Source organism: Faunimonas sp. B44 (assembly GCF_052655945.1).
Window position 1 is genome coordinate 248282 of record NZ_JBQYEX010000004.1, and the last position, 25513, is coordinate 273794.

At 69.2% G+C, this 25513-nt stretch carries 27 protein-coding genes; 6 read left to right on the forward strand and 21 right to left on the reverse strand.

Features of this window, described 5'->3' with window-relative positions; translation table 11 throughout:
* Window positions 1-29: 29 nt before the first annotated feature.
* Window positions 30-2393, forward strand: a complete 2364-nt coding sequence (locus ACUN0C_RS10060) for an ATP-dependent helicase (RefSeq protein ID WP_445466218.1) — start codon at window positions 30-32, stop codon at window positions 2391-2393.
* 4 nt (window positions 2394-2397) lie between these two features.
* Here the strand turns inward: ACUN0C_RS10060 and ACUN0C_RS10065 are convergent, their stop codons facing one another.
* Window positions 2398-2985, reverse strand: a complete 588-nt coding sequence (locus ACUN0C_RS10065) for an NAD(P)H-dependent oxidoreductase (protein ID WP_445466219.1) — start codon at window positions 2983-2985, stop codon at window positions 2398-2400.
* A gap of 168 nt (window positions 2986-3153) precedes the next feature.
* On the opposite strand from ACUN0C_RS10065, the gene ACUN0C_RS10070 reads away from it, so the two are divergent.
* Window positions 3154-4029, forward strand: a complete 876-nt coding sequence (locus tag ACUN0C_RS10070; RefSeq protein WP_445466220.1) for a 50S ribosomal protein L11 methyltransferase — start codon at window positions 3154-3156, stop codon at window positions 4027-4029.
* Window positions 4030-4090: 61 nt separating this feature from the next.
* Here ACUN0C_RS10070 and ACUN0C_RS10075 read toward each other — a convergent pair whose 3' ends face one another.
* Complete coding sequence (locus ACUN0C_RS10075; protein ID WP_445466221.1) at window positions 4091-4276, reverse strand: hypothetical protein; 186 nt, start codon at window positions 4274-4276, stop codon at window positions 4091-4093.
* A gap of 163 nt (window positions 4277-4439) precedes the next feature.
* Here ACUN0C_RS10075 and ACUN0C_RS10080 point away from each other — a divergent pair, with 163 nt between their 5' ends.
* Window positions 4440-6293: an aminopeptidase P family protein gene (locus ACUN0C_RS10080; RefSeq protein ID WP_445466222.1), complete on the forward strand. Its 1854-nt coding sequence runs from the start codon at window positions 4440-4442 to the stop codon at window positions 6291-6293.
* Here ACUN0C_RS10080 and parA read toward each other — a convergent pair whose 3' ends face one another.
* Entirely contained in the window at window positions 6294-6932 is a 639-nt protein-coding gene (gene parA, locus ACUN0C_RS10085) for a ParA family partition ATPase (protein ID WP_445466223.1), read from the reverse strand. It abuts the gene before it with no gap.
* A 134-nt stretch (window positions 6933-7066) separates the two neighbouring features.
* On the opposite strand from parA, the gene ACUN0C_RS10090 reads away from it, so the two are divergent.
* On the forward strand, window positions 7067-7894 hold the full coding sequence (locus tag ACUN0C_RS10090) for an MBL fold metallo-hydrolase (protein ID WP_445466224.1): 828 nt from the start codon (window positions 7067-7069) through the stop codon (window positions 7892-7894).
* Between the two features lie 100 nt (window positions 7895-7994).
* On the forward strand, window positions 7995-8285 hold the full coding sequence (locus tag ACUN0C_RS10095; protein ID WP_445466225.1) for a hypothetical protein: 291 nt from the start codon (window positions 7995-7997) through the stop codon (window positions 8283-8285).
* Window positions 8286-8342: 57 nt separating this feature from the next.
* Here ACUN0C_RS10095 and ACUN0C_RS10100 read toward each other — a convergent pair whose 3' ends face one another.
* The 18 genes from ACUN0C_RS10100 to ACUN0C_RS10185 form a co-directional block, all read right to left on the reverse strand.
* The gene (locus tag ACUN0C_RS10100; protein WP_445466226.1) at window positions 8343-8501 is read right to left on the reverse strand and encodes a hypothetical protein; all 159 of its coding nucleotides are present in this window, start codon (window positions 8499-8501) and stop codon (window positions 8343-8345) included.
* A gap of 219 nt (window positions 8502-8720) precedes the next feature.
* Window positions 8721-9092, reverse strand: coding sequence for a TraR/DksA family transcriptional regulator (locus tag ACUN0C_RS10105; RefSeq protein ID WP_445466227.1), 372 nt, complete (start codon window positions 9090-9092; stop codon window positions 8721-8723).
* Complete coding sequence (locus ACUN0C_RS10110) at window positions 9089-9715, reverse strand: trimeric intracellular cation channel family protein (RefSeq protein ID WP_445466228.1); 627 nt, start codon at window positions 9713-9715, stop codon at window positions 9089-9091. The genes ACUN0C_RS10105 and ACUN0C_RS10110 overlap by 4 nt, the downstream gene beginning before the upstream one ends.
* 194 nt (window positions 9716-9909) lie before the next feature.
* Window positions 9910-12024: a sodium-translocating pyrophosphatase gene (locus ACUN0C_RS10115; RefSeq protein WP_445466229.1), complete on the reverse strand. Its 2115-nt coding sequence runs from the start codon at window positions 12022-12024 to the stop codon at window positions 9910-9912.
* A 110-nt stretch (window positions 12025-12134) separates the two neighbouring features.
* Entirely contained in the window at window positions 12135-13373 is a 1239-nt protein-coding gene (locus ACUN0C_RS10120) for an MFS transporter (protein WP_445466230.1), read from the reverse strand.
* On the reverse strand, window positions 13370-14365 hold the full coding sequence (gene thiL / locus ACUN0C_RS10125) for a thiamine-phosphate kinase (RefSeq protein ID WP_445466231.1): 996 nt from the start codon (window positions 14363-14365) through the stop codon (window positions 13370-13372). Before thiL ends, ACUN0C_RS10120 begins: the two co-directional genes overlap by 4 nt.
* Window positions 14366-14373: 8 nt before the next feature.
* A complete protein-coding gene (nusB, locus tag ACUN0C_RS10130; RefSeq protein WP_445466232.1) occupies window positions 14374-14871 on the reverse strand; it encodes a transcription antitermination factor NusB in 498 nt (165 codons plus the stop codon).
* A complete protein-coding gene (gene ribH / locus ACUN0C_RS10135; RefSeq protein ID WP_445466233.1) occupies window positions 14864-15328 on the reverse strand; it encodes a 6,7-dimethyl-8-ribityllumazine synthase in 465 nt (154 codons plus the stop codon). Before ribH ends, nusB begins: the two co-directional genes overlap by 8 nt.
* 61 nt (window positions 15329-15389) lie before the next feature.
* Window positions 15390-15989, reverse strand: a complete 600-nt coding sequence (locus ACUN0C_RS10140; RefSeq protein ID WP_445466234.1) for a riboflavin synthase — start codon at window positions 15987-15989, stop codon at window positions 15390-15392.
* Window positions 15989-17104, reverse strand: a complete 1116-nt coding sequence (gene ribD / locus ACUN0C_RS10145) for a bifunctional diaminohydroxyphosphoribosylaminopyrimidine deaminase/5-amino-6-(5-phosphoribosylamino)uracil reductase RibD (RefSeq protein ID WP_445466235.1) — start codon at window positions 17102-17104, stop codon at window positions 15989-15991. The genes ACUN0C_RS10140 and ribD overlap by 1 nt, the downstream gene beginning before the upstream one ends.
* A complete protein-coding gene (gene nrdR, locus ACUN0C_RS10150) occupies window positions 17097-17588 on the reverse strand; it encodes a transcriptional regulator NrdR (RefSeq protein WP_445466236.1) in 492 nt (163 codons plus the stop codon). Before nrdR ends, ribD begins: the two co-directional genes overlap by 8 nt.
* Window positions 17589-17598: 10 nt before the next feature.
* Window positions 17599-18903, reverse strand: a complete 1305-nt coding sequence (glyA, locus tag ACUN0C_RS10155; RefSeq protein WP_445466237.1) for a serine hydroxymethyltransferase — start codon at window positions 18901-18903, stop codon at window positions 17599-17601.
* A 142-nt stretch (window positions 18904-19045) separates the two neighbouring features.
* Window positions 19046-20326, reverse strand: coding sequence for a L,D-transpeptidase family protein (locus ACUN0C_RS10160; RefSeq protein ID WP_445466238.1), 1281 nt, complete (start codon window positions 20324-20326; stop codon window positions 19046-19048).
* Between the two features lie 281 nt (window positions 20327-20607).
* Complete coding sequence (gene ldtR / locus ACUN0C_RS10165; RefSeq protein WP_445466527.1) at window positions 20608-21114, reverse strand: transcriptional regulator LdtR; 507 nt, start codon at window positions 21112-21114, stop codon at window positions 20608-20610.
* A 146-nt stretch (window positions 21115-21260) separates the two neighbouring features.
* Window positions 21261-22148, reverse strand: coding sequence for a 3-hydroxyisobutyrate dehydrogenase (gene mmsB / locus ACUN0C_RS10170; RefSeq protein ID WP_445466239.1), 888 nt, complete (start codon window positions 22146-22148; stop codon window positions 21261-21263).
* A 15-nt stretch (window positions 22149-22163) separates the two neighbouring features.
* The gene (locus ACUN0C_RS10175) at window positions 22164-22574 is read right to left on the reverse strand and encodes a DUF6163 family protein (RefSeq protein ID WP_445466240.1); all 411 of its coding nucleotides are present in this window, start codon (window positions 22572-22574) and stop codon (window positions 22164-22166) included.
* Complete coding sequence (locus ACUN0C_RS10180) at window positions 22571-23638, reverse strand: enoyl-CoA hydratase/isomerase family protein (RefSeq protein ID WP_445466241.1); 1068 nt, start codon at window positions 23636-23638, stop codon at window positions 22571-22573. The genes ACUN0C_RS10175 and ACUN0C_RS10180 overlap by 4 nt, the downstream gene beginning before the upstream one ends.
* Entirely contained in the window at window positions 23635-24777 is a 1143-nt protein-coding gene (locus ACUN0C_RS10185; RefSeq protein ID WP_445466242.1) for an acyl-CoA dehydrogenase family protein, read from the reverse strand. Before ACUN0C_RS10185 ends, ACUN0C_RS10180 begins: the two co-directional genes overlap by 4 nt.
* A 140-nt stretch (window positions 24778-24917) precedes the next feature.
* Here ACUN0C_RS10185 and ACUN0C_RS10190 point away from each other — a divergent pair, with 140 nt between their 5' ends.
* Window positions 24918-25511 carry a protein-tyrosine phosphatase family protein gene (locus tag ACUN0C_RS10190; RefSeq protein ID WP_445466243.1) on the forward strand — a complete coding sequence of 198 codons (594 nt, stop codon included), beginning with the start codon at window positions 24918-24920 and terminating at the stop codon, window positions 25509-25511.
* Window positions 25512-25513 lie beyond the last annotated feature (2 nt).

Sequence of the window (25513 nt, forward strand, 5' to 3'; positions counted from 1 at the left end):
ATTGTTCCGAAAAGGCGATTCGAAGCTCCATGTCCGAACCGGCCCGACGTTCCGATCCGACCCGGTCCGACTTGGCTCCTGCGCAAGGCGGGATTGCCGCGCGCGCGCTGGCCGCCCGCGGCACTCCCTATCTCGCCGGTCTCAATCCGGAGCAGCGCGAGGCCGTGGAGCAAACCGACGGGCCGCTGCTTGTCCTGGCCGGCGCAGGCACCGGCAAGACGCGGGTGCTCACGACGCGGATCGCCCACATCCTCTCGTCAAACCGCGCCTTCCCGTCCCAGATCCTCGCCGTCACCTTCACCAACAAGGCCGCCCGCGAGATGAAGACGCGGATCGCCGGCCTGATCGGTGAGGGCATGGCCGAGGGCATGCCCTGGCTGGGGACGTTCCATTCGATCGGCGTACGGATCCTGCGCCGCCACGCGGAACTCGTCGAGCTCCGCTCCGACTTCACCATTCTCGACACCGACGATCAGATCCGCCTCCTGAAGCAGATCCTCCAGGCCGCGAACATCGACGAGAAGCGCTGGCCGGCGCGCCAGCTCGCCACCGCGATCGACGGCTGGAAGAATCGCGGCCTTTCGCCCGAGAAGGTGCCGGACGGCGAGGCCTACGCCTACGCGAACGGCAAGGCGCGCGAACTCTATTCCGAGTACCAGAAGCGGCTGAAGACGCTGAATGCGGCCGATTTCGGCGACCTCCTGACCGAGTGCCTCCGCCTGTTCCGCGAGCGCCCGGACGTGCTCGCCGAATTCCAGCGGCGTTTCCGCTATCTGCTGGTCGACGAGTACCAGGACACGAACGTCGCCCAGTATCTCTGGCTGCGGCTCCTCGCGCAGGGCAACCGCAACATCTGCTGCGTCGGCGACGACGACCAGTCCATCTACGGCTGGCGCGGCGCGGAGGTGGACAACATCCTCCGCTTCGAGCGCGACTTCCCCGGCGCCAAGGTGATCCGGCTCGAACGGAACTACCGCTCCACGGGCCACATCCTCGCCGCCGCTTCGGGGCTGATCGCGCACAACGAGGAGCGGCTCGGCAAGACGCTCTTCACCGACACCGCCGATCCCGGCGAGAAGGTTGCCGTCACGTCGGCGTGGGACTCCTCGGAGGAAGCGCGCGCGATCGGGGAGGACATCGAGCGGCTGCAGCGGCAGGGGCATTCGCTCGACGAGATGGCGATCCTCGTGCGCGCCTCGTTCCAGATGCGCGAGTTCGAGGACCGCTTCGTCACGCTCGGCCTCAACTACCGCGTCATCGGCGGACCGCGCTTCTTCGAGCGGCTCGAGATCCGCGACGCGCTAGCCTATCTCCGCGCCACCGTGAACCCGGCCGACGACCTCGCCTTCGAGCGGATCGTCAATACGCCGAAGCGCGGGCTAGGCGCCGCCACCCTTCAGCTCATCCACGCCTATGCCAGGCGCCGCGGCATACCGCTGATGGCGGCGGCGGCCGAGCTCGTGCTGACCGAGGAGCTGAAGCCGAAGGCGCGGCAGGCGATCGGCGACCTGCTGCGCAGCTTCGAACGCTGGGCGTCGCTCATCCCGCACACGCCGCACACCGATCTCGCCGAAACCGTCCTCGAGGAATCCGGCTACACCGAAATGTGGCAGCTCGACCGTTCCGCCGAAGCGCCCGGGCGGCTCGAGAACCTCAAGGAACTCGTCAACACGTTGGGCGAGTACGAGTCGCTCGCGGGTTTCCTCGAGCACGTTTCCCTGGTGATGGATTCCGATCGCGGCGAGGCCGGCGAGGCCGTCTCCATCATGACGCTCCATTCCGCGAAGGGCCTCGAATTCGACACCGTCTACCTGCCCGGCTGGGAGGAAGGCCTCTTTCCGCACCAGCGCGCACTCGACGAGAACGGCCGGGCGGGTCTCGAGGAGGAGCGGCGGCTCGCCTATGTCGGGCTGACACGCGCGCGCCGGCGCGCTGCGATCTGGTTCGTCTCGAACCGGCGGGTCCACGGCCTGTGGCAATCGACGGCACCCTCGCGCTTCCTCGACGAGCTTCCGGAAGCGAACGCGGAGGTGTCGGAGCCGGCGAGCTACGGCGGCTATGGCAGCGGCGCGCCCTACTACGGCACGTCCCGCTTCGACACCATGGCGCCGTTCGGCTCCAGCTACCGCACGCCGGGCTGGCAGCGCGCGCAGGCGAACCGGGACACCGCCGATCCCCGAAAGCGTACCGGGCGGCAGGCGGTGACGATCGAGGGGGAGCTGGTCGCGAAGAGCGTGATCGGGGGGGAGAGCCGGTTCGGGCTCGGCGAGCGCGTCTTCCACCAGAAGTTCGGGCCCGGGACGATCCGTGCCGTGGACGGCAACAAGCTCACGGTGGACTTCGACAAGGCCGGCCAGAAGCGCGTCGTGGACAGCTTCGTGGAAGCGGCGTGACCGGCTAGATAGCCCGGGCTCCCAGGGTTTCCATCTTCGCCAGCCAGGCCCCCCGGCCCTTGCCGTCCTTCGCCGCGACCATGCCGACGAGGCTCTCGCGGACCGGCTTGATGCCGCAGAACTTCAGGATGTTGCGCTCGAAGCTCTTCAAGCTGTACGCGCCGAAGTACCAGCGATAGACGAGCGCCGGCATGCCCATGGTGACGACGACCCGGGCCGAGCGGCCCTTCAGCCGCTGCTGCCAGTCGGTGCCGGCAACCTCGCCCGAAATGGCGAAGCCGGGCCTCAGCGCCTGTTCCAGGAAACCTTTCAGGAGCGCCGGCATGGCGCCGAGCCAGAGCGGGTAGACGAAGACGAGGTGCTCGGCCCAGGCAATGTCGTCCTGCGCGAGCAGGATCGCCTCGGGTGCGGTGCGGTCATGCCATTCCGACTGCGTTCGCAGCAGCGGGAAGTCGAGCTCGGCGACCTCGATCCGTCGGACCTTGTGCCCCCCGGCCTCGGCGCCCTTCGCGTAGGCGCCCGCGAGCGCCCGGCAGAACCGGTCCGGGCTCTGGTCAGGGTGGCCCTGGATGATCGTGATCCGCTTCTGCATGGATGGATTCGTCCCGCCAATAGTGCCCCGACGCTAAGACTGCCGGGAGCGATCTGCCGGGTCGTTGCGGAATCGCAAGGTAAGTCCGGAACGCCCGCGCCACGCAGCCCGATTCGCTGCCGGTGGAAGTGTGGGAAAGGCCCCCGCAATGATGCTATGGCGTGCCGCATGACCGTCAGAGCGACCTTGACCGCCGCATTTCCCGAGGCGCGGCGCATCTCCGAATTCCTCGACCGCGACTTCGGGCAGGACGGCGTCCCGGTTTCCCTCGACGAGGGCCCCGGCGGCCGGTGGTCGGTCGACGCCTATTTCGACCGCGACGACGCGGATGAGGTCGCCGACGAAATCAGGGACCGCCTCGGTGCGGACGCGTTCGGCGCGCCACTGGAGGCGATCGTACTGCCGGAGACGGACTGGATCGCCGAAGGCCTGAGAGCGCTGCAGCCGGTCGAAGCCGGCCGATTCGTCGTCCACGGCTCGCACGACCGCGGGCAGATCCGGCGTGGACGGGTGGCCATCGAGATCGATGCCGGTCAGGCTTTCGGCACCGGGCACCACGGAACGACGGCGGGCTGTCTGACCGTGCTCGACGGGCTGATGCGCGTGCGCCGCTTCGAAAATCCGCTCGACCTGGGGACCGGCTCTGGCCTGCTCGCGATCGCGATGGCGAAGCAGCTGCGGGTGCCCGTGCTCGCAACGGACATCGACCCCGTCGCCGTGCGCGTCGCGCGCGAGAACGCCGCGCTCAACACGGTCGGGCCGCTCGTCGAGACGGCGGTCGCACCCGGCATGGCGCACCCCGCGATCCGGCGCCGCGCGCCCTTCGACCTGATCGTAGCGAACATCCTCGCCGAGCCGCTGATGCGGCTCGCCCCGGCCGTCGCCGCGGCTCTTCGTCCGGACGGGCTGCTCGTCCTTTCCGGCCTGCTGCGGCACCAGCGGGAGCGCGTCGTCGCCGCTTACGGCATGCAGGGCGTGTACTTGCGCTCCGCCCGCTTGTTCGACGGCTGGGCCGTGCTGGTGCTCGGCCGCGGACCCGACTGACGGCGCAAAGGAGAAGGCCGGGATCTGGCGGAGCCCGGCACTCACCAATCGCGCGTTCGTATCAGCGCGCCCGGCGGTCGTCCGGGCCGCATGCCGCCGGCGTCGCGAGGAGCGCGGCCTGCCGGGCGATCAGGCGCTCGGCCTCGCGGCTCCGCGCGGCCACCATCGCGTCGATGACCCGGCCGAAGAACCCGCGGGCGCGGTTGTCCCGGCGCGGAAGCGCGCCGACGAACGTCGTCGTTGTCATGGGATCCCTCTCAGGAGTGTGTGCTGTGCTTGAGGATGCAGATAGCGATGAGCGGCACTCGGCGTCAGCCGGTCTGCTGCATGGCTGACCCGGCCGTATTGCATGTGCGACTGACGAGGCGCGTAACCTGTCCGACGGCGGGCGTGCGTGCTATGAGCCGGCCATGTTCCAGAGCTTCGAAGACAAGGCCGACGGCAGCCACGGCAAGGCGCGTGCGTCGGCGCTGCGGGCCATGTTCGACCCCCTCGGCATCGACGGGTTCATCGTGCCCCGCTCCGACGAACACCAGGGCGAATACGTGCCGCCTTCGGCCGAGCGCCTCGCCTGGCTGACGGGCTTCACCGGGTCTGCCGGTACGGCGGTGGTACTGGCCGAGAAGGCGGCCATCTTCGTGGACGGGCGCTACACGGTTCAGGTCCGGGACCAGGTCGACGTCTCCGTGTTCGAACCGGTCTTCGTGATCGAGACGCCGGTATCGGCATGGCTGCGGGCGAATGCGCCGGACGGCGCCCGCATCGGCTACGATCCCTGGCTGATGACACGGGCGCAGGTCCGACAGATCGCACGCGCGCTCGAGGCCGTCGGCGGGGAAATGGTCCGCATCGACGCCAATCCGATCGATGCGCTTTGGCAGGACCGGCCCGGCCCGCCGCTCGCGGCCGCCGCTGAGCATCCGAACGACCTTGCCGGCCGGCCCGTGGCGGAGAAACTGGCGGAGATCCGCGACGCGATTCGCGAAGCCCGCGCCGACGCGGCAATCCTCACCGACCCCGCTTCGGTCGCCTGGGCCTTCAACATCCGCGGCGGGGACGTGCCGCACACGCCGCTGCCGCTCTCCTTCGCGATCCTCCACGCCGACCACCGCCCTGCCCTCTTCATCGACGGCCGCAAGCTCTCGAACGCGCTCCGCGACCGCCTCGAGGATGTCGCCGACGTGCTGGAGCCGGGCGTGTTCCGGGACGCGCTCGAGGCGCTCGGCCGCGCCCGGCGGCGCGTGCTCTACGACCCGAACGGCTCGTCCGAGGCGGTCGCCTTCTTCGTCGAGGAGACCGGCGGCGCGATCGTCGAGGGCGCCGATCCCGTCGCCCTGCCGAAGGCGAGGAAGTCCGCCGCCGAGATCGCCGGCACGCGCCGCGCCCATCTCCGCGACGGCGCTGCGATGGTGCGCTTCCTCGCGTGGCTGGAGCGCGCCGCCTCCGATGGAACGGTCACCGAGATCGCGGCCGCAGAGCGGCTGGAGACGATCCGGACGGAGATGGCGGAGGCGGACGGCGTGCCGCTCGCCGACATCGCATTCGACACGATCTCCTCGACCGGGCCGAACGGCGCGATCAACCACTACCGCGTGACGCGCCGCACCGACCGGGCACTTGCGCCGGGCGACCTCTATCTTGTCGATTCGGGCGCGCAGTACCGCGACGGCACGACCGACGTCACGCGCACCATCCTCGTCGGCAGCGCCACGCCGGAGCGTCTCGGTCTCTACCGCGACCGCTTCACGCGCGTGCTGAAGGGCATGATCGCGATCGCCACGGCGCGCTTCCCGAAGGGCACGAGCGGGGCGCAGCTCGACGCGCTCGCCCGCCACGCGCTCTGGCAGGCCGGGCTCGACTTCGACCACGGCACCGGGCACGGCGTCGGCGCCTATCTCTCCGTCCACGAGGGGCCGCAGCGGCTCGCCAAGACCGGCCACACGCCGCTCGAGCCGGGCATGATCCTGTCCGACGAGCCGGGCTATTACCTGCCCGGCGATTTCGGCATCCGGATCGAGAACCTCATCGTGGTGCGCGAGGCAGGGGCGGTCCCGGGCGGCGAACGGCCCATGCTCGGGTTCGACACGATCACGCTCGCGCCGATCGACCGGCGCCTGATCGCGCCGCGCCTGATGAACGCTGCGGAAATCGCCTGGCTCGACACCTACCACATGCGGGTGTGGGGCGCGCTGTCGGGCTGGCCCGGCCTGACGGGGGACGAACGCGCCTGGCTTGGGGCGGCCTGCCGCCCGATCGCCGGCTGATCAGCCGGCGCGCAGCCGTTCGCCGAGTTCGCGGGCGAGCGCCACCACTTCGGCAGCGGCTTTTCCTGCCGGCTCCGTCTCCATGACGGTGCGGCCCTCGCCCATGCTCGCGGCAAAGGCCACGCGGTTGCCGAGACGCGCCGCTGCCGCCGGCCCGAGGGCGGCGAGTTCGGCCATCACGGTCTCGGCCATGCTGCCGCGCGGCGGCACGCGGTTGACGACGAGCAGAGCCGGCCGCCTTTCGCGGCCGACGAGTTCGAGGGTGGCACCGCTTGCCCAAAGGTCGACGGGCGTCGGCTGGACCGGCACCACGACGAGGTCCGCCGTCTCGATCGCCGGGCGCGCCTCGAGATCGGATTTCGGCGGGGTGTCGAGGAGGACGAAATCGTGGTCGCGCGACAGCGCCCGCGCCTCGCGCTTGGCGCCCCAGCCGCTCGCGGTCCGGAACGTGATGCCGGTCCGGTCCTCTCCCAGCGAGCGCTCCCGCGCCTCGAACCATTCGCCGAGGCTGCCCTGCGGATCGACGTCGAGGATCGCGACGCGCCCGGCGCCTGTCCAGGCGACCGCGAGGTGGGCGGCGACCGTGGTCTTGCCCGACCCACCCTTCTGCTGGGCGACGGTGACGATTCGGCCGGTCATTCGAGGTACCTCGCGGAGTGCGATTGTTGCACTGCAATATGGCCCGGGCAAGCGCAAACGAAAGCGTGACCGGAGGTGCGGTTGCCGGCGCGGCACGGGCGGATAGACTTTTCGGCCCAGAAGGAGGCAGGGCCATGCTTGTTCTGACCAGGCTCCTGGCGCTCGCGGCAATGCTCGTTTCGGCCGCGCCGGCGCTGGCGCAGATGGGCAGCCAGTGCCTGGCGATGGCGCAGGCTGCGCCGCCGAGGCTCCAGGCCGCCTATTTCCGGGCGGAGGAGGCGTTCCGGCCTCGCCCGATCCCTGCGGCGGCGGAACCCGTCACCATCCGCTTCGTCGGCCATGCGACCTTCCTGATCACGACGCCAGCCGGAGTGACGATCGCGACGGACTACAGCGGCCATGCCGGGCCGGGCGTGGTGCCGCGCGTCGTCACCATGAACCTCGCCCATTCCAGCCACAACACGGCCAATCCGGATCCGCGCATCGAGCACGTGCTGCGCGGCTGGAACCCGGCCGGCGGCCGTGCCGAGCACCATCTCCAGGTCGAGGACGTGCTGATCCGGAACGTCTCCACGGACATCAGGAGCTGGGAGGCCGGCCGGGTCCCCGACGGCAACTCGATCTTCATCTTCGAGGTGGCGGGGCTCTGCATCGGCCATCTCGGTCATCTGCACCACCGGCTCGAACCCGAGGACCTCGCCTATATCGGCCAGCTCGACGTGGTGATGGTCGCGGTCGACGGCACCTACACCATGGCCCAGGACGCCGTCGTCGACACCCTCCAGGTGTTGAAGGCACGGCTCGTGCTCCCGATGCACTATTTCGGCCAGTCGACGCTGGAGCGCTTCCTCGCCACGCTCGGCGTTGCCTTCGAGGTCGAGCGCAGCCCGATGCCCGAGATCACCGTATCGACGGCCACGCTGCCGAGAACGCCGACCGCGGTCGTCCTGCCCGGATACTGAGCCGCCCGGCTGGCCGCGGCCCGAGCGATGCACTATGTCGGGGTCACCGGGCAGGCTCGCGCCTGCCCATTTTCTTTTCGCGCACCAATGGAGCCGCCGCATGCCGGAGAAGTCGCCCGCCACCGAGATCGACGCGCTCGGCGAGCTGATGGTCATCCAGAGCGCGATGCAGCGGCAGTTCCTGCGCATCATGCTGAGGCGCATGGCGAGCGACCTGCCGGCATTCGACGCGGAGATGTTCCTTGCGGAGCTGGAGCTCATGCGGGAGAGCCTGGCCGAAGGCCGCGACCGCTCCGCCATCCACGGCTTCGCGTCTGCGGAATGGCAGCGGCTCTCCGAAATGGCGCTGGAGGCGATCGCCTCGACGCGGGCGAAGCCGGAGACGCACTGAGAGGGTTTCGCGTAGGAATTGAGGCGGGCGCGCTTTCGGCACCCGCCCGCATCGGCCTCAGCCGATCATTTCGAGCACGATCCGGCGCATCTCGGCGCGCGGGATCAGGCAGGGCTCGGGCTTCCAGGCGGGATTCCGCCGGTCGGCCCGCAGGGCTGCTTCAACCGTTCCGCCCTCGATGTGCGGACTTTTCGCCCGCTCTTGGTTCGCTTTCATCTTTCAGGTTCTTTCTTCTTGCTTCGAATCCGTCCGGCCGCCGGAGCGGGTCCGGCGCGCGGCGTGACGGGCAGAATGATGTCTTGGGCGCATCGTGGGCGCGATCCGCGCCCGAATGCCTGACCAGATCAGTCGGCAGGCCGGATATGGGGCTTGTAGTTTCGATTGGCAAGGCGCGGGTCCGCCGCGCTTTGAGCAGCACAGTTGCCGCGCGGTGCGCTAAGCTCCCCGGCTCCCCGCGCATGCGACGCACAGCGCCGCCGCGGGATCGATCTCGAGACGTTTCAGCCCGATGAACGCGCCGCACTCCAGGCAGTAGCCGTACTCGCCGTCCGCCATCCGGCGAAGCGCTGCCTCGATCTGTCCACGCCGCGCTCGGCGCCTGCGGTCGGCGGCCTGAGCCATCGCCTGCCCCTGGAGAGCATCCATCCGCGACAGGCGGCCGACGCTCTGCTGGTCGAGTTCCACCGGCGCCCGATCGGCGACGGTGCTTTCCGTGCTCGCCGCCAGGTCCTCCAGTTCCGCCTCGAGGCGCGGGCCGAAGCGCCCGGCGAGGGCGCCGGGCTCCGGCTCATGATCGTTGTTCGTCACACCTTCGTCCCCGGCCTCGATCTGTAGCGCGGCAGCGACAGCCCCCAGTACAAGGCCGCGCCGCGCACGGCAAATCCCAGCGCGACGGCGGCAAGGACGGCTCCTTCACGCGAAAGGCCCGCCGCATCGAGCAGCGCGAATGCGACCGCGCCGGCGAGCGCCGCCGTCACGTAGATCTCGCGGGTCAGGATCACCGACGGCTCGTGCCCGAGCACGTCACGGATGATGCCGCCGAACGTGGCGCCGATGATGCCGAGCGCGACCGCCACGACCGGACCGGTGCCGGCGAGGAGCGCCTTCTCCGTACCCGCCACGGCGAACAGCGCGAGCCCTGCGGCGTCGAGCCAGAGGACCAGGCGATAGCGCGACTGCGGCACGTGCGCGGTGAAGAAGACCACGATTGCGACCGCGATGCAGATAAGCAGGTAGGACGGCGAGGTCACCCAGAACACCGGGACGTCGAGGATCAGGTCGCGCAGCGTCCCGCCTCCGACCCCGGTCGCCAGCGCCAGCAGAGCGAAGCCGACGATGTCCATCTCCTTGCGCGAGGCGACGAGCGCCCCGGTCGTGGCGAACACGACGACGCCGAGCAAGTCGAGAATCGCGGTGGCGGTGTCGAACATCAACCGGAGTGTTGCCGGCTCCTCGCCCGCTGCGCCAGAGGGTGTCGGGCGGAGCGCGCACCGGCGCCGGGATTGTCCGGCTCACAGCGGGAGGGTCCGTGCCCCTGGGGAGGCGTCACGGGACGCTCGCCGTTACAAAAGAGTAGCCCCGCGGGATCGCTCCCGCGGGGCTTCGTCCGTTCCGGTACTGCCGCTCAGTGCGCGAGGACGGCGAGGAGCAGGAGCGCCACGATGTTGGTGATCTTGATCATCGGGTTCACGGCCGGGCCGGCGGTGTCCTTGTAGGGATCGCCGACCGTGTCACCCGTCACCGCGGCCTTGTGGGCCTCCGAGCCCTTGCCGCCGTAATTGCCGTCCTCGATGTACTTCTTGGCATTGTCCCACGCACCGCCGCCCGCCGTCATGGAGATCGCGACGAACAGGCCCGTGACGATGACGCCGAGGAGCATGGCGCCGACGGCCGCGAAGGCGTTGTCCTTCCCGGCGATCAGGTAGACCACGAAGAAGCAGACGATCGGCGACAGCACCGGCAGCAGCGACGGGATGATCATCTCCCGGATCGCCGCCCGCGTCAGCATGTCCACCGCCCGCCCGTAGTCCGGCTTTTCGGTGCCCAGCATGATGCCCGGCTTCTCGCGGAACTGCCGCCGCACCTCTTCGACCACCGCGCTGCCGGCGCGGCCGACCGCGGTCATCGCGATGCCGCCGAAGAGGAAGGGCAGCAGGCCTCCGAAGAGCAGGCCGGCCACGACGTAGGGGTTGGTGAGCGCGAAATCGACGGAGACGCCCTCGAAGAAGGAGCCCGGGGCGGCGTTCGCCGCGAAGAACTTCAGGTCCTCCGTATAGGCGGCGAAGAGCACGAGCGCGCCGAGGCCCGCCGAGCCGATCGCATAGCCCTTGGTGACGGCCTTCGTCGTGTTGCCAACCGCATCGAGCGCGTCCGTGGTCTGGCGCACCTCGGGCGGCAGGTCGGCCATCTCGGCAATGCCGCCGGCATTGTCGGTGACCGGGCCGAAGGCGTCGAGCGCGACCACCATGCCGGCGAGCGCGAGCATGGTCGTGACCGCGATCGCGATGCCGAAGAGGCCGGCGAGCATGTAGGCGGCGATGATGCCGGCGATGATGACGAGGGCCGGCAGCGCGGTCGCCTCGAGCGAGATGGCGAGGCCCTGGATCACGTTCGTGCCGTGGCCCGTGACGGAGGCCGCGGCGATCGACTTCACCGGGCGGAAGCCGGTGCCGGTGTAGTACTCGGTGATCCAGATGATGAGGCCGGTGACGGCAAGGCCGACGAGGCCGCAATAGAAGAGGTGCCGCCCCTCGAAAGTGACGTCGCCCGATGTGGTGAAGGAGGTGGATCCGCCGAGCCAGCCCCAGACGATGAGGCCGAGCGCCACGGCGGACAGAACCGCGGTGGCGATGAAGCCCTTGTAGAGCGCGCCCATGATGGAGTTGTTGGCGCCGAGCTTCACAAAGAAGGTGCCGATGATCGAGGTGACCACGCAGCTCGCGCCGATCAGGAGCGGGAAGAGCATCATCTGCACCGCCTGCTCGCCGGTGAAGAAGATCGAGGCGAGCACCATGGTTGCGACCACGGTGACGGCGTAGGTCTCGAAGAGGTCGGCCGCCATGCCGGCGCAGTCGCCGACATTGTCGCCGACATTGTCGGCGATCGTGGCCGGGTTGCGCGGATCGTCCTCGGGGATGCCCGCTTCGACCTTGCCGACGAGGTCGCCGCCGACGTCGGCGCCCTTTGTGAAGATGCCGCCGCCGAGACGGGCGAAGATGGAGATGAGCGAGGCGCCGAAGCCGAGCGCCACGAGCGCATCGATGACGGCACGGTCGGTCGGTGCGTAGCCGAGGCCGGCGGTCAGCACCAGGAAGTAGACCGCAACGCCGAGCAAGGCGAGGCCGGCGACCAGCAGGCCGGTGATCGCGCCCGACTTGAAGGCGATCTCGAGACCGGCGCCGAGAGACTGCGACGCGGCCTGCGCCGTGCGCACGTTGGCACGGACCGAGACGAGCATGCCGATGAAGCCGGCTCCGCCCGAAAGCACGGCCCCGATCGCGAAGCCGAAGGCGGCCGTCGGCGAAAGCAGCAGCCAGGCCACGATGAAGACGACGACGCCGACGATGGCGATCGTGGTGTACTGGCGCGTCAGGTAGGCGGTCGCGCCCTCACGGATCGCGCCGGCGATCTCCTGCATGCGCAGGTTGCCGGCATCCGCCGCCATGACCGACTGGATGGCCCAGACGGCGTATACGATCGCGAGCACGCCGCAGGCGATCACCAAATAAAGCGGAAGCATTCAATGTCCCCCGAAGCTGCGGGCCACGCAAGGAAGGTGGCCCGAGACTCCCGCCGAGGACCGGCGGGCGCTCATCCCGCGGCGCGGTATTGACGAAAGTACCTGTTCCGTCAAGGTGTCCGGGGATCGACCGCGACGGCCGTTCGGCGCCGCACAGCGGCGAGCACGACCGCCAGCAGGCAGGCGCCGGCGATCGGGAGCACCATCATGTTGACCGCGCTCCAGCCGCCGCCCACCAGGAGCCCGCCCGAAGCAAGGGAGGCGAGCGCGACGAAACCGAAGACGAGGAGGTCGTTCAGCGCCTGCACGCGCTCCTTCTCCTCGGGACGGTAAGTTTCGGCCAGCATCGTGGTCCCGCCGATGAAGCCGAGGTTCCATCCGACGCCGAGAAGAACGAGGGCGCTCCAGAACTGCATGAGGTCGACGCCGGTGAGCGCGACCAGGCTGCAGGCGATGAGGAGCAGCAGCCCCACCCCCACGATCGCATCGGCACCGAATCGGCCGATCAGGTTCCCCGTGAAGAAGCTCGGCGCGAACATGGCGAGCACGTGCCACTGGATGCCGAGCGCGGCCTCGGAATGGTGATGGCCGTGATGGACCATTGCGAGCGGCGCCGCCGTCATGACGAGGTTCATGAGGGCGTAGGTGACGACCGCGCAGGTGACCGCGAGGATGAAGCGCGGCTGCCTTGCGATCGCGCCGAGCGGCCGGCCTGCCGTGCGGTCCCGCGAAACGGTCGGGCGCGGCGCGTCGAGGAAAACCAGGATGAGCGCCCCGGTGAGCGACAGCCCGGCAGCGGCGACGAAGGCCCCCGCGAAGGGAACCGGCGCAAAGACGTCGCCGAAATGGATGACCGCCTGCGGCCCGACGATCGCCGAGACGACGCCGCCGGCGAGCACCCAGGAGATCGCCTTGGGGCGGAAGGCCGGGCTCGCCGTGTCGGCCGCCGCGAAGCGGAACTGCTGCACGAAAGCGGACGCGAAGCCCATCAGGAAGCAGGCGGCGACGAGCAGCGGAAACAGGTGGACCACCATTGCGTCGGCTGCGAGGAGCCCGCCCGCTGCGCCGACGAACATGCCGATGATCGCACCCATCCGCCGCCCGAACCGCCGCATGAGCAGCGCGGCAGGCACCGCCCCGGCCGCGGTTCCGACGACGAAGGCCGTGACCGGTGCCGTTGCGAGGATCTGGTTCGCCCCCAGGAGAACGCTGCCGGCCAGCGCGGAAACCGCGATGTTGATCGGAGCGACCGCGCCGCCGATCGCCTGGGCGGCAGCCAGCACGAAGGCGTTGCGCCTGGCCTTGACGTCGTCGAAGGCAGTTTCGAACCCGGTCTGGGCGTCCGTCATGATGGGCCTCCCGCGGCGCCATGCACATACGCCCGCTCCGCGAGTTCGAGAAGCCGCCCGCCCCGCGTCACTTGCACCGGCCCGCTCCCCTCGACGAGCATGCCGATCCGGCGGACGGGCACGCCTGCGCCTCCGGCATCGGCGACGAAGGCCGCTTCCGAACCGGGCGGTACGGCTGCGAGAATCTCGTAATCGTCGCCGCCGGAAACGAGGGCGCCGAAGAGGGCGGGATCCCCTGCGATGGCCAAGAGCGCAGGGTCGAGCGGGACCGCGTCGCCATCGAGGCGGGCCGAGCAGCCGGCCGAGGCGGCCATCTTGTCGCAATCGCCGACAAGACCGTCGGAAACGTCCATTGCCGCGCTCGCATGCGCCCTCAGCGCCGGGGCGAGCGCCAGTCTCGGCTCGGGCACCCGGTAGCGCCCGATGAGGACGTCACGCCCATCGGCCGGGATGTCGCGCCAGGGCCCGGCCTCTCCTCTCAGCAGCGCGAGGCCGGCCCGCGCCGATCCGATCGATCCCGAAACGTAGAGGGCGTCACCGGGCTTTCCGCCGAAGCGGTGGACCATCCCGCCGGCCGGCACCGCCCCGATCGCGGTGATCGAGACGACCGGGCCCTCCCGGACGGCGATAGTGTCGCCCCCGAGCAGATCGAGGCCGAATTCCGCCTGGTCGGCCGCCAGCCCGCGGCAGAACCCGGCGAGCCAGTCCTCTTCGAGATCCTTCGAGACGGCGAGGCTGAGCAGGTACCCGACCGGATCGGCGCCCTTGGCGGCGAGATCGGAGATGTTCACCCGGAGCGCCTTCTGCCCGACGGTGAACGCCGGGTCCTCGCGCAAGAAATGCACGCGGCAGGCGATCATGTCGGCGGTGAGCACGAAATCCGTGCCGGGCGCCGGCTCCAGCCGCGCGGCGTCGTCGAGAAGGCCGAAGGCGCCCTCCCCGGCGAGCGGCCTGAAGAAGCGGTCGATGATGTCGAGCTCGCGGAGCGCCAAGGCCCGGCTCAGCTCGAAGCGGCGGACTTGAACTCGTCGGAGCGCACGGAGCGCGCAACGCGGTCCAGAACCGCATTCACAAGGCCGGGTTCGTCCGCCTCGAAAAAGGCGCGCGCCACGTCGACGTACTCCGTGATGACCACCTTGCCGGGGATGTCGCGGCGTTCCAGGAGCTCGAACACGCCGCAACGGAGGAGCGCGCGCAAGGTGAAGTCGATCCGCTTCAGCGGCCAGTCCGGCGGCAGCGCGCCGTGGATCATCGGATCGATCTTCCGCTGCAGGTCGACGACCCCGCCCACCAGCACGCGGAAGAAGCCGGCATCGGCCGGCCGGAGCGTCTCGCCCTCAAGCTCCCGGCCCAGCCGGTGCGCCTCGAACTCTGCGACGACGACCGGCAGCGTCGTACCGCCGACATCCATCTGGTAGAGCGCCTGCACGGCCGCCAGCCGGGCAGCGCTGCGCTGGTTCGCGGGGCGTACGGCGCCGCGGAGCGGGACCTCACTCATCTGTCAGCCCGAAGCGCTTTCGCAGCATCGCCATCTCGAAGGCCGCCGCTGCGGCGACCGCGCCCTTGTTCTTGCCCGAGACCCGTGCCCGTGCCCATGCCTGATCGCCATTCTCCACGGTCAGGATCCCGTTCCCGACGGCAATCGCCTCCTCGATGGAGAGCGTCATGACGGCCCGGGCCGACTCGTTCGCCACGATGTCGTAGTGGCTGGTCTCGCCGCGGATCACGCAGCCGAGGAGCACATAGCCATCGTAGCGCGTCTCGTCCTCCTGGGACAGCACCGCCATGGCGAGGGCGGCCGGGATCTCGAGCACGCCCGGCACGGCGATGCGGTCGTAGCTCGCGCCACGCGCTTCCAGCTCGGCCGTTGCGCCGGCGACGATTTCGTCGGCGAGATCGGCGTAGAAGCGGGCTTCGATCACGAGGAGATGCGGCTTGGTCGTGCGGGGTGTCATTGCGCCTGTACCGGTGTGGGAGGGGCGGGACAATGGCGGGGGGGCGCCGTCCTGTCCAGCCTCAGGCCCTGCCCGTCAGCCGGTCCAGATAGCGCGCGAAGAGATCCACCTCCAGGTTCACCGTGTCGCCCGCCTGACGGTCCCCCCACGTCGTCACCGCAAGCGTGTGGGGGATCACCATCACCGTGAAGGTGTTGCCGACGACGTCGTTGACGGTGAGCGAGGTGCCATCGAGCGTCACCGAGCCCTTGCCTGCGATGAAACGGGCGAGCGCCTCCGGTACCTCGAGGGAGAACCGGGTGGAATCGCCGACCCGCTCGCGCTCCAGGATCCGCGCCACGCCGTCGACATGGCCGCTCACGATATGGCCGCCCAGTTCGTCGCCGGCCCTCAAGGCGCGCTCGAGATTGATGCGCGTCCCCTCGGTCCACGTGCCGAGCGTGGTCCGCTGCAGCGTCTCCGTCGACGCTTCGGCCTCGAACCAGCCGCGCCCGTTCCCGCCCTTCTGCACCACGGTGAGGCAGATGCCCGCGCAGGCGACGGATGCGCCGATCGCGAGCCCATCCGGATCGTAGGCGGTGGCGATGCGAATGCGTGCGCCGCCCGGCGTCGGCTGCACGGCGGCGACCGCTCCGACATCCGTGATGATCCCGGTGAACATCAGCGCACCCTTTCGTAGCGAATCAGACGGTCGGCTCCGAAGGAGCGCCGGTCGGTCCTGCGAAAGGCTTTGGACGATTCGATGGCCGCGAGCGGCAGCCCGGCGAGTGCCGGAACGGCCCCGTCGCCGAGCACAACAGGGCTGCGGAAGAGCAGGACCTCGTCGACGAGGTCCGCCTCGAGGAACGCGCGCGCCACGGTTGCGCCGCCCTCCACGAAGACGCGGCCGAGCCCTTCGCCGGCGAGCACACGCAGGGCGTCGGAAAGGTCGATCCGATCGTCCTTCGTCTGGACGGCCAGCTCGCGGATGCGGGACCCGTCCCCGTTCGCGGGCGAGGGCATGCGGACCGCGTCGGCCGCGCACAGGATCCAGGTCGGCACGCGCGCTTCCGCTGCGAAGAGGCTCCACCCGTCGCCGAGGCGCCGGTGGGTGTCGAGAACGATCCTGACCGGCGAACGATGCTCCAGCCCGGGCAGCCGGCAGGTGAGCGCGGGGTCGTCCGCCTCGACGGTGCCGCGCCCGACGAGGATTGCATCGAACCGCGACCTCAGCGCCTGGACCTGCCGCCGGGCAACCTCCCCGGTTACGGGCAGGCGCGCCCTCCCCTTCACGCCGATCGCGCCATCGGCGGAGACGGCGAGTTTCAGCGTGACATGTGGGCGGCCGCGACGCACCCGCGCGAAATGCCCGCAATGCGCCCGCGCCGCCTCGCCCGGCATCAGATCAGGCTCGACGGCGACGCCGGCCGCGCGCATTCGTGCGAAGCCGCGGCCCGAAACGCGCGGATCGGGATCCCCCCGGCCGGCGAGGACACGGGCAATGCCCGCCTCGATCACGGCGTCGGCGCAGGGCGGCGTGCGGCCGTGATGGGCGCACGGTTCGAGCGAGACGTAGAGGCTCGCGCCCCTGTCGAGCGGACCGGCCTGGGCAAGGGCGATCGTTTCCGCGTGCGGCCGGCCGCCGGGTGCCGTACGGGCGCGACCGACGACCGTGCCATCCTTCACCACGATCGCGCCGACGGCGGGGTTCGGCCAGGTCTCGCCATTCGCCCCGGCGCCGAGCCGGATCGCGGCTGCGAGGAACCGCCGGTCCAGATCCGACACGGCGTCAGCCATCCTGTCCGGCCGCCGCCTTCTCCCGGCCCTGCGGATCGCCGTCGAGCTCGCCGAGGAACGTCTTGAAATCCTTCGCCTCGCGGAAATCCCGATAGACGGAGGCGAAACGGACATAGGCGACGTCGTCGAGGCCCTTCAGCGCCTCCATGACGAGCAGGCCGATCTCTTCTGCCGGAATGTCCTGCTCGCCCCGGCTCTCGAGCTGGCGGACGATGCCCGACACCATCCGCTCCACCCGCTCCGGATCGACCGGCCGCTTGCGCAGCGCGACCTCGACGGAGCGCATCAGCTTGTCGCGGTCGAACGGCACCCGCCGTCCGCTCCGCTTCAGGACCCAGAGTTCCCGGAGTTGCACCCGCTCGAAGGTCGTGAAGCGGCCGCCGCAATCGCCGCACACGCGGCGGCGCCGGATCGCCGCCGAATCCTCGGTGGGCCGCGAGTCCTTCACCTGGGTGTTGTCGGCCCCGCAGTAGGGACAGCGCACGGGAGCCTCGTCAGCTCTGGTAAATGGGGAAGCGTGCCGTGAGGGCCAGCACCCGCTCCTTGACGGAGACTTCGACGGCGTCGTTGCGCTCGCCATCCGTTGCGGCCAGCCCGTCGAGCACTTCGATGATGAGGCGGCCGACCTCCTGGAACTCCGCGATGCCGAAGCCGCGCGTGGTGCCGGCAGGCGTACCGAGCCGAATTCCGGACGTGATCGTCGGCTTCTCCGGGTCGAAGGGCACGCCGTTCTTGTTGCAGGTGATGTTGGCGCGGCCAAGTGCGGCTTCCGCCGCCTTTCCGGTCAGCTTCTTCGGCCTGAGGTCGACCAGCATAAGATGGTTGTCGGTCCCGCCGGAGACGATCTCGCAGCCGCCGCGCTGCAGCGTATCCGCGAGCGCGCGGGCATTCTCCAGCACGGCCTTCGCGTAGAGCTTGAAGTCCGGCCGGAGCGCCTCGCCGAACGCGACTGCCTTGCCGGCGATCACGTGCATCAGCGGCCCGCCCTGAAGGCCGGGGAACACGGCGGAATTGATCTTCTTGGCGATCGTCTCGTCGTTCGTGAGCACCAGCCCGCCGCGCGGGCCGCGCAGCGTCTTGTGCGTGGTGGAGGTCACGACATGGGCGTGCGGGAACGGGCTCGGGTGCTGGCCTCCCGCGACGAGCCCAGCGAAGTGGGCCATGTCGACCATGAAATAGGCGCCGACCTCATCCGCGATCTCGCGGAAGCGCTGAAACTCCGGCACGCGGCTGTAGGCGGAGCCGCCGGCGATGATGATCTTCGGGCGATGCTCCCGGGCGAGCTCGGCGACCTGGTCGATGTCGATGCGACCATCCTGCTTGCGGACGCCGTACTGGACCGGCCGGAACCACTTGCCCGAGAGATTGGGGGCGGCGCCATGGGTCAGGTGCCCGCCCGCGTCGAGGCTCATGCCGAGGATGGTGTCGCCGGGCACGGCGAGCGCGAGCAGGACCGCCTGGTTGGCCTGGCTGCCGGAATTCGGCTGCACGTTGGCGAAGCTGCAGTCGAACAGCCGGGTCACGCGCTCGATCGCGAGCCGCTCGGCCACGTCCACGAACTCGCAGCCGCCGTAATAGCGCCGGCCGGGATAGCCCTCGGCATACTTGTTGGTGAGCACGGAGCCCTGCGCCTCGAGCACCGCCCGCGAGACGATGTTCTCCGATGCGATCAGCTCGATCTCGTGCTGCTGGCGGCCGAGCTCGCCCGAAATCGCCGCCGCAAGCTCCGGATCGGCGTCGGCGACGCCCGCAGAGAAAAAGCTGCGCTCGCGTTCCGCGCTGCGGACACTCTCGGTCATCGACATGGGCTTCACCTGGTCATGGTCGGATTTGCGGCCGGCATGGTCCCCGAGCGGGGCGGCCGATGTCGGGCGGATAACACAGCCGGCGCGCCCCCGCCAAGCGGAGGCGCCCCGGCAGCGGCCATACGTCCCGGAGGACCTATTGTGCGAGCAAGGTTTCCGGCGACCCGATCAGATCCCTCTGCTGATTGAGGGCAACCGCGTTCGGCGCATCGAGATTGTAGATGTCGTCCCGGAAATGGACGACGCCGTCGCCGGTGGTCCAGGCGGTGAAGTAGACGGTCAGGATCTGCGGAGCATTGGCGACCTTCACGTCGACGCGTTCGCCGGAGCGGACCGCCTGGTCGACGCTGGCGAGATTGTAGCCGTTGTCGCGCAGGATCCAGGCGACGAGCTCGCGCACATTGTGGACGCGCACGCAGCCCGAGGATTCGAAGCGATAGTCGGAGCCGAACAGGTTCCTCGCCGGCGTGTCGTGCAGGTAGACCTGGTGCGGGTTGTGGAAGTTGATCTTCATGAATCCGAGCGAATTCTGGTCGCCGGGATCCTGCCGGAACATGTAACGAGTTGCCTCGTCTGAGTTCCAGTTGACCTGCTCCGGCTGAAGCTCCTGGCCGGACTGCGTGTAGATCCGGATGCGGTTCTTGGTCAGATAATCCGGCTCCTTCTGCATCTTGGGGATCAGGTCCTTGCGGATGATCGAGGCCGGCACAGTCCAGAACGGGTTGAAGTTGATCTCGTGGATCCGGCTCGACAGGAGCGGCGTCTGCCGGTCGACCTTGCCGACGATCGCGGTGTGGCGCGATGCGACGCGGCCGTTCTCGACCGCTTCGATGCGTGCGCCCGGCACGTTGACCATGACGAAGCGTTCCGTCGGCACGCCCATCGTGCGGATGCGCTCGAGATTGGCCTGCAGCTGCGCGAGCCGGGTCTCGGCCGGCACGTTCATGGCCCTGATCGTGCCCGCGCCGGCGACGCCGTCGACCGGGATGCCGTGACGCTCCTGGAATCTGCGGACGGCGGCCTGGACGTAGGAGTCGAATGCGTCCGGATCGCCGGTGGTCTGGCGCAGGTCGCCCGATGCGATGAGCCGCTGCCTGAGCGCGCGCACGTTCGGATGCCGGACCCCGAGCTTCAGCGCCACATCGGCCGGAACGGGGTTCCAGCCGCCGCGATAGACGAGATCCTGATAGGCATAGATCGCCTGCTCCATCGCCGGAACGGTCTGGTGCGACAGGACCGGGACGGTGGACGAGACCGGCTGCGACATCTTCGACTGGGCATCGAAACCGTCGGCCCACTCGGAAGGCTGGATCTGCCGGTAGTCGAAGAAGCCCGCGCCTTGGGCATTCGCGAGCGTCGAGCCGAGGAGCAGACTCGCGGCTCCGGTGGCGAAGGTCCTGCGTGTGATCATCGTCATCGGTGGAAACAGCCCCGCATCACGTCTCGGTTCCGAATCGGAATGAATCCCGTTCTGCCCGAACCGATTTTCCGTTTTGTTAACGCGATGCGGTCGGCCGATACGCGGCCACGCTAGGAGTGCTGGAAACCCGCGACAGCACCGCATCACCGGCCCGCGGCCGGCTTCGATGTGCTGTCATCACTTTATGGCCAATCCGTGTCTCGGAGAGGCGGACGAGGCGCCTCCGGCAGCAGCAGAACGCAAGGCGAGCGGCGAATGCGGCGCCGCTCGCAATCCAGTCAGAGTCGATAGAGAATCTGGTCCGTCCAGAAGCGCTCGAGGCGCTGCAGGCACTTGTTGAGGTGCTTGAAGTCCTCTTTCGAGATGCCCCCCACCTTCTCGATCGACTGGACGTGGCGGTTGTAGAGGTCGTCGACGATGCGCGCGACCTCGAGGCCCTTGTCCGTCAGCGACACACGGACCGAACGGCGGTCGATGCGCGAGCGCTGGTGGTGGATGAAGCCGGAATCGACCAGCTTCTTCAGATTATAGGAGACGTTCGAGCCGAGATAATAGCCGCGCGTGCGCAACTCGCCTGCCGTGAGTTCCGCATCGCCGATATTGAACAGGAGCAGGGCCTGGACGCTGTTCACGTCCGAACGCCCCATGCGGTCGAACTCATCCTTGATGACGTCGAGCAGCCGCCGGTGGAGACGCTCCACCAGCGTGAGCGCATCCAGATAGAGCGACTTGGTATCCTCCGCGGCTTCCATGTGTTCGTATCTTACCGCCGCCTGCTCGGCCATCAGCATCACCATACCTCACCGCTCGTGCACCGTCGCGTGACGCGTCTTCCCGCGGCAACCTATGCACCGCCCCTAAAAGGCGACTTAATCGAGAGGCTTAATCAAATCTTTCACACCGCTCTTCCGCCACATCAGAAAACGAGCGGTTACCGGCCGTCAACGAATTTGAAGATTCCGGAGAAATCCGCGCCTGCGTTCCCGTCGGCGCAGTAGAGGCCGTAGAGCTCGGTTGCGGCCGCCCCGAGCGGCACGTTGGCGTCGGCGGAGAGTGCCGCGCCGAGCGCAAGGCGCAGGTCCTTCAGCATCATGGCCGCCGTGAAGCCGGCCTGGTAGTCGCGGTTGGCCGGCGAAGTCGGGACCGGCCCCGGAACGGGGCAGTAGCTGGTCAGCGACCAGCACTGCCCGGACGATTTCGATGCGATGTCGAACAGCCGCTGCCGGTCGAGGCCGAGCCGGTCGGCGAGCGCGAAGGCCTCGCACACCCCGATCATCGAGATGCCAAGCATCATGTTGTTGCAGATCTTGGCAGCCTGCCCGGCGCCCGCCTCGCCGGCTCGGACGATCGTGCGGCCCATTGCGGAAAGGAGCGGCTCGGCCCGCGCGAAGGCTCGTTCCGACCCGCCGACCATGAAGGTGAGGCTCGCCCCCGCGGCCCCCGCCACGCCGCCGGAGACCGGCGCGTCCAGCATCTCGAACCCCGCGTCGGCGGCGAGCGAGGACACGTCCCGCGCCGTGGTCACGTCGATCGTGGAGCAATCGACGAGGAGGGCGCCGGGGGCGGCTGCGGCGAGGATGCCGTCGGCGGATCCGTAGGCGGACCGCACATGGTCGCCGGCCGGCAGCATGGTCACGACGAATTCGGCCTCCCGCACCGCGTCCGCGATCGATCCGCCGGGGCGCCCCCCCGACGCACCGAGCCGCTCGAGCGCAGGCGCTGCGAGGTCAAAGCCGCGGACGGCGTGGCCCGCCTTCACGAGGTTCGCCGCCATCGGCCCGCCCATGTTGCCGAGCCCGACAAATCCGACCGCCGCCATGCGTTCGCTCCCTTCTCATTCGGCCGCCCTGCGCCGCCAATCGAGGAAACTCAGGATAAGGAAGATCGCATAGAGAAAGCCATGGAGAACGATCCTGAGCGACTCGGCACCGAACAGGTCGGCGAAAATCGTGTGCATCGCCGCTTCCACGACGAGTGCGACCAGCCACATCACGGGTCCCCACGCGGCGCCGATCCAGAGCCCGACCGCCGCAAACAGGTCGAGCAGAAGGAGAGTGACCGCGCCGGCCCGGTCCGGACGCGTGAGGGTCCCGAAATTCGACCCGTCCAGGGTGATCCCGAGCACGAGCGCCGCGTGCGCGAGACCGGCGGCGAGCAGCAGGAGCGCAATCACCCGGACATAGATCTCGGTGAAGCGCCTGCGCTCCACGGTGCTGACGAGCGGTTGCTCCGCATCGATCCTCATCGCAGGACCAGTTCCTGCTCGAGCGGGGCGAAGTTGGGGTCGATCGCTGCGGGATCGATGCCGGCCAGGATCGGCGGCTGCCAGGACGGGTTGCGGTCCTTGTCGACGACCTGGGCCCGTACGCCCTCATAGAAGTCATGCTCGTGGAGTACGCGGCTGACGATCCGGTACTCCATGCGGATGCAATCGGCGAAACTCAGCGTCCGCCCCTCGCGCATTTGGCGCAGAGCGATCAGCAGGCTCGTGGGCGACGCGCGACCCATGACCTTCACCGCCTCTTCGGCGAACGCCCAGCCCTCGTAACCTGCGAATTCGAGATGGGAGAGGATGGCGCCGAGGTCGTCGTGCCCGAAAGCGGCGTCGATACGGTCGCGCTCAAGCGCGAGCGGGGCGACTTCGCCGGTGTTCGCCGGGCGGTCGTCGTAACGGGCAAGGACGGTCTCGGCCGCCTCGCCTTCCGAAAGGTCGTCCAGTATGTCGCTGAAACGGTCAGCCGGCGCGCCGTGCGTGGCGATACCCGACCACAGGCAGTCGGCCTTGCCGATCCGCGCGCCGGTGAGCGCCAGGTAGGTCCCGACCATTCCCGGCAGGCGCGGAAGGAAGTGGCTCGCGCCTATATCGGGGAAGAGCCCGATATGGACTTCCGGCATGGCGAACCGGATCCCGGGCCCGGCGACCCGGTAGCGGCCGTTGATCGAGATGCCGGCCCCGCCGCCCATGACGATGCCGTCGATCAAAGCGACGTACGGTTTCGGATAGGTGCCAACGCGATGGACGAGCCGGTACTCGTCCGCGAAATAATCGAGCGGGAGCGCGCCCTCCCCTCGCTTCGCTGCCAGCCCTGCGTGGTAGAGGATGCGGATATCGCCGCCGGAGCAGAACGCCTGCCCTTCCCCCGCGCGGATCGCAACGGTCTGGACCCTGTCGTCGCGCTCCCACGCATCGAGGGCGCCGGAAAGCCCGCGCAGCATGCCCTGAGTGAGGGCGTTCATGGCTTTCGGCCTGTCGAGAGTGATAAGCCCGAGCCGGCCGATCGTCTCGAACCTGATGCCGTCCGCGGTCATCGGTTGCGGATCAGGTTGCGTGCGATGATGACGCGCATGATCTCGTTCGTTCCTTCCAGAATCTGGTGGACGCGGACATCGCGCAGGAAGCGCTCGATGGGATAGTCGCGCAGGTAGCCATAGCCGCCGTGAAGCTGCAACGCGTCGTTCACGACGGCGAAGCCGACGTCGGTCGCGAAGCGCTTCGCCATCGCGGCGGCGCAGGTGGCGCCCGGCGCGCCGGCGTCGAGCTTCCGGGCGGCGCTGTAGAGCAGGAGGCGCGCCGCCTCGAGCTCCGTCGCCATGTCCGCGAGGCGGAACTGCGTGGCCTGGAATTCGGCGATGGCCTGGCCGAACTGGCGCCGCTCCGCGACATAGGCGAGCGTCCGGTCGAGGCAGGTCTGCGCCGCGCCGAGCGAGCACGCGCCGATATTGATCCGCCCGCCGTCGAGCCCGGCCATAGCCATGCGGAAGCCCTGCCCCTCCATCCCGATAAGGTTTGCGGCAGGCACCCGGCAGTTCTCGAAGATCACCTGCGCGGTGGGCTGGCTGTGCCAGCCGAGCTTTTTCTCCTGCGCGCCGAAGGAGAGCCCGGGCGTGCCGTTCTCCACCGCGAAGCAGGAAATGCCGCCCGGCCCCTCGCCGCCCGTTCGCGCCATGACGACGTAGAGGTCGGCGGCGCCGCCGCCGGAGATGAAGGCCTTGGTGCCATCGAGAACGTAGTCGCCGCCGACCCGCACGGCGCGGGTCCTGAGCGCGGCGGCGTCCGAACCGGAACCGGGCTCCGTGAGGCAGTAGGCGGCGAAGCGCGCCATCGTGCAGAGATCCGGCAGGAAGCGTGCGCGCTGCTCGGCGCCGCCGAAGGCATCGATCATCCACGCCGCCATGTTGTGGATGGAGATGTAGGCCGCCGTCGACGTGCAGCCCTGCGCCAGCGCCTCGAAGATGATGGCCGCATCGAGGCGCGTCAGACCGGAGCCGCCGACATCCTCGCGGACATAGATGCCGCCGAATCCGAGCGCGGCGGCGGCACGCAGCGCCTCGACGGGAAACAGCGAATGCTCGTCCCAGTCGCGCGCGTTCGGCTCGAGGCTTTCGCGGGCGAAGCCGAGCGCCACAAGCTGGAACGCGCGCTGTTCTTCGCTGAGGTCGAAATCCATGATCCGCTCCGCGCAGGGCTCAACGGATAGGTGGCCTCCAAAGGAGCGTCAATCGCGGTTGCTGCCCGGCCCGCGCAACCATTGGCCGGCCGCCAGCATTGTAGCTGGTCGGAGCAGAAGAAGATCCAGGCCCATCGAGCGTGCATCCCATCCCCCACGCGCACGACCTGCGCGCCGTCGAGAACGTACGCCCCGCATCGGCATGGTCCCTCGCGCGCCGGTGCAACCTGAGCTGGATCACGGACACCATCGCCGTCGGCGGCCGGTTTCCGGAATCCGAGGTTCCGCGACTCGCTGCGGTGCTCCGCATCGGCTGCGTAGTCGACCTCAGGGAGGAATGCTGCGACGACCGCACGCTCCTCGAGGCGCACGGCATCGAGTTCCTGCACCTCCCCACCCTGGATCTCCAAGCCGTGTCCCAGCCCATGCTCGACCGTGGCGTGGATTGCGTGACCGCCCGCGTGAGGCGCAACCGGCGCGTCCTCATCCACTGCGAGCACGGCATCGGGCGTTCCGCCCTCCTGGCCCTTTGCGTGCTCGTGGAGAACGGCCTCGCGCCGATCGAGGCCCTCGCGCGCGCCAAGGACCGCCGTGCGGTGGTCTCGCCGAGCCCGGCGCAGTACGAAGCCTGGGCCGAATGGCTGCGGCGCCGCTTTCGCGAGGGCGAGCGGAGCTGGAGCATACCCGATTTCGACGCATTCAAGGCGATCGCCTATCGCCATCTCGCCGGCTGAAG